The sequence below is a fragment of the Pseudoalteromonas sp. S4741 genome, from assembly GCF_005886135.1.
GTDB lineage: Bacteria > Pseudomonadota > Gammaproteobacteria > Enterobacterales > Alteromonadaceae > Pseudoalteromonas > Pseudoalteromonas tetraodonis.
On record NZ_PNCN01000158.1, the window covers coordinates 1 to 3,956 of the forward strand.

Here is a 3,956-nt window from a genome sequence, read left to right on the forward strand (position 1 = left end):
GTGAACTAAATGTATAGATTAATAGATCATAAGCAGAACATACTTAGACCAAAAGGTGATCAGAGTTTTCACACAGTCTGTGCCATGAGCAGACTTTCAAGCGTAACTCGTTTCTGCCCCTTTCCGTGACAGCTAGATTTTGAGCCGATAAATATTCACTAATATTTGCCCTACATTACCTAATGTTAAACTAGGAAGCATGCACATTTGAATAAAGGTGTTTAGGATGTCAATCGTGATGCTTACTTTATTATGACTTATACAGTTATTGTGAATATTTATGCAATTACTAGTGGGTTTGATATATCTATTTCCCAACATATGGATATACCGGTTCACCCCAAAGGTCATTAGGGTTATTCATCATAATCTCAATGATCGTTGGTACTAGTAGATCCAGTATATTTGTACAATATCTCAATTGTTGACGATTGGCTGAGCTATTAAAAGTGGCCCCACCATGCATGATTTGATTTCTGAGAGTATATAACCGAGAGAACAGTACACTAAGGACAGTAGCGGTGTTTGTCAAACTAGTTGTCGCGATCACTACGTTATGCACTCTCAGCCTTGACACTATTTTGTTCAGGGTTTAAGTACACTTCTTTTGGTAAATTCCAATTACGGATATTACCGCTCCAGCGCTCAGGGTGAGCATCTTTAGCACCTTGATAAACTTCTTTTCTATTAGCCAATATGTCACCCGCTAATCCTGAATGCCTTTGATGTGGGCTGACGTATTTGATGCCACTATGTTTGTGGTTAAAATTATACCAGTGGCTAAATTTCAACACCCAACTACGCGCCTCATCAATTGTTGAAAACCCTTTATACGGATAATTTTATAGTGCGCGAAGGGCGGATCTTTCTGCTCCGACCACACTCATATGTATACTTTACACAGTTTTAACAAATTAGCTAAGATATTACTATCACTAAGTTTTCTATTATCTTTAAGCAGATCTAAATAGAACACTATACGCGCGTCGCACATATCCTTGAATATGTGCGAAAACAACGGGTTAACCACTTAATTAGCTGTTATTTTTTAGGCAAACGCATTCGTGCAACCGTATTATCAGATAAAACATAGTGGTGGAATAAGGCGGCGGCTGCATGTAGTCCAATCAAGTAATAGCCAACTTCCCCAGCGGTTTCATGCAGCTCTTTTATGGTTTTAGCTAAGTCTAAATCTTTACTGGCCAATGGCGGCAGCTCTAGACCAAAAAACGGAATTGGTTTGCCCGCCATGCTCAAAATTAACCATCCAGCAATAGGCATAGCAAACATGAACCCATACAAAATAACATGCACTAGTTTGGCCAGGTTATTTTGCCATTTAGCTGGCTGTGGTTTTATATCAGGAGCCGAACCACCTACTATGCGAGCAATTAGCCTAACGCTTACTAAGGCTAAAACCGATAAACCAAGCATAAAATGCCACATTTTAAAGGCATCTCGGGTTGCTGTTCCTTTGTCGAATAATTCGCGCAGTTCAATGCTTGCGTAAACAGCGACTATCAATATGAACATAAGCCAATGCAAAGCAATGGAGAGTGTATTGTAATGAGTTGTTGTATTTTTTAAATTCATAGTGCCCCTCGAAAAAATTAAACCTTATATTAATCGTATAAAGTTACTGACCATTTAGCTGTTTTAGAGCTTAAAAAAGTAGCCTACCCCACTACAAAGTAACCTATCATTACTAAGCATTTAGTGATCTAAAACATAAAATTTATATTTTAAAAAACATGAGTAAATATACTTGATAAGCACTTTCATTGTAAGTACGTAAAAAAATGGAGACACATAAAAATTAAATATGGGCTCCAAGAAAACCTTATAGAAAAAACATTTATAAACAATTTAATTAGTTCAAATGGTTGCAACTAGCAGCAGATGACCAACAAGGAGACGCCTCTAATTTGGGTCCCAAATTAACCAAGCCACTACAATACTGTTATTTGGCTGGAATATGGAAAATAATAGCCTAAGTATTTACTAGAAAAAGTCGAGAAACTGTTTACTGTAGTGGTCAATAAGATTTTAAGTTTCAAGGAAGCTTTTGTGAGAGATAAAGAGAAAATTGCGGTATTTATTGATGCAGATAACGCACCTGCTCAAAAGATAGATAAAGTGCTATCCGAGTTGGCGCGATATGGTGTAGTCAACATTCGTAAAGCATATGGAAATTGGAAAAATCAAAACCTGAAACCGTGGGAAGACGTGCTTCATGAATTTGCAATACAGCCGATGCAACAGTTCGATCTTACCAAAGGCAAGAATGCCACAGATATGGCATTAGTAATTGATGTTATGGATGTGCTGTATACTAAAGACATTGATGTTATTTGCCTGGTGTCGTCCGATTGTGATTTTACTCCCTTGGTAACTCGTTCTTTGGCTGATGGTAAATTTGTGATTGGTTTTGGTGAACGTAAAGCACCACTAGCTTTCGTTAATAGTTGTTCACTATTCCTCTATCTTGACGAAGATAGCGAAAAAGACCCTCCTATACAAAAACAAAAAAAGAACATAAAAAGTGACACCAAGTTAATTAATTTGCTTAGGCAAGCAATTGAGGCTGTCGAAGAAGACGATGGCTGGGCCATGTTAGGACCAATCGGTACACATATTTCAAATCACGCATCCTTTGACCAGCGTAATTATGGCTTTAAGAAGTTGAGTGATTTATTTCAAGCTATAGATTTGTTTGAGATGAAAAAAACAAATGGCTCAGTTTTATGGATTAGGGATAAAAAGAAAGCAAAACAACTTAACAAATCAAGGTAAGGCGCTTTATTAATATCCGCTTATGGCACTTAGCCAAACTTCGGCAAAGAGCGAGAAGCGGACATTGAGAGTGGCTAAATGTAAGAGTTAATTGATTGGTCAAACTGTTTTTTACTCATATATTCATGAAATGAGGAAAAGCGTATATTGTTGACTCAGCTTTTTTGTAGGCGATAGAAACTTAGAGATAGTAATATCTTAGGTAATTTGGTAAAACTATGTAGATATTATCGTGCCTATAGCAGAGAAATGCGCTATTCGCGTGCTATTAAATTATACACATGGAGTAAGGGTATTGTTCAATAAATTAATTCCAATTTCTCTGATCGTTTTGTTATCAGCTTGTGGTGCAACCCAACCAGCACCATACCAAAAAGATAAAATACTTGAAGATAGAGATCAATATAACGGTTTAGAAGGTATGGCTCAGTATCAAAAAGATCAGAATTACCTTGTAAGTAAAGAGCTGTCTGATAAATGTACCAAAGCTAAAATTGACTTAGCAGTTGCAGAAACAAATAAAAATGCTAACGAAATTAAGAAACAAAATTCACTAATTAGCAATACGTGTATAAGGTTTTTCAAGTCGGGCCTCTAACAGTTTTGTCGGTTCCACGTCGTTTCATATTTTAGCAAATAATTACAAACCGCTTAAAACGGCGGTTAATTTTTTAAAGGAGTAAGGTTTTTGAATTTAACTAGGAAGGTTCTATTAATTTGTTTGTTTTTTCCATTTGTAGCTTTCGCCAAAGGGAAAGTTGGGATTGCCGTCGGTGTGTCTGTTGATGGGTTTTTTAGTCCTGAAATAACCGAGTTTAAAATTGATGAAGTTCATTCTGGATCTCCTGCAGAAAAAGCTGGAGTTAAAGTTGGTCAATTAGTTATCGAACTTGATGGTTGCAAAATCCCGGGCTGCCCAGCAGATAAAGCTAAAAAGCTTATGGATAAAGAAACAGGTGAAATATTACTATTACTAGTTAAAAACTTAGATGGCAGTGAAGCTTTGCTAAAAATACATGTAGGTGAGTAAAAATCTAACGAGAAACTAAACAAGGATAAAAAAGTTGGCTTTTATATGGGCTCCATTAACTTCAAGAGCTTATTTTGGGGTTATTCTACAACTTTATTGTTACAGTCCGCTTATGGCACAGACTGTGTAAAAA

At 36.5% G+C, this 3,956-nt stretch carries 5 protein-coding genes; 3 read left to right on the forward strand and 2 right to left on the reverse strand.

The features are described 5' to 3' along the window. Nucleotides 1-554: 554 nt before the first annotated feature. Together CWC30_RS18410 and CWC30_RS16575 are read right to left on the reverse strand one after the other, a co-directional pair. On the reverse strand, nucleotides 555-695 hold the full coding sequence (locus CWC30_RS18410; RefSeq protein WP_158522947.1) for a hypothetical protein: 141 nt from the start codon (nucleotides 693-695) through the stop codon (nucleotides 555-557). A 346-nt stretch (nucleotides 696-1,041) separates the two neighbouring features. Further along, a complete protein-coding gene (locus tag CWC30_RS16575; protein WP_010555485.1) occupies nucleotides 1,042-1,593 on the reverse strand; it encodes a cytochrome b in 552 nt (183 codons plus the stop codon). Nucleotides 1,594-2,067: 474 nt separating this feature from the next. Here CWC30_RS16575 and CWC30_RS16580 point away from each other — a divergent pair, with 474 nt between their 5' ends. The 3 genes from CWC30_RS16580 to CWC30_RS16590 all read left to right on the forward strand — a co-directional run bounded on the left by CWC30_RS16580 (nucleotide 2,068) and on the right by CWC30_RS16590 (nucleotide 3,823). Further along, nucleotides 2,068-2,793: an NYN domain-containing protein gene (locus CWC30_RS16580; protein WP_010555486.1), complete on the forward strand. Its 726-nt coding sequence runs from the start codon at nucleotides 2,068-2,070 to the stop codon at nucleotides 2,791-2,793. 295 nt (nucleotides 2,794-3,088) lie between these two features. Beyond that, a complete protein-coding gene (locus CWC30_RS16585) occupies nucleotides 3,089-3,391 on the forward strand; it encodes a hypothetical protein (protein ID WP_024601566.1) in 303 nt (100 codons plus the stop codon). 90 nt (nucleotides 3,392-3,481) lie between these two features. Further along, nucleotides 3,482-3,823 (forward strand): PDZ domain-containing protein, encoded by a 342-nt coding sequence (locus CWC30_RS16590; protein ID WP_051385864.1) that lies wholly within the window; start codon nucleotides 3,482-3,484, stop codon nucleotides 3,821-3,823. Nucleotides 3,824-3,956: the final 133 nt, after the last annotated feature.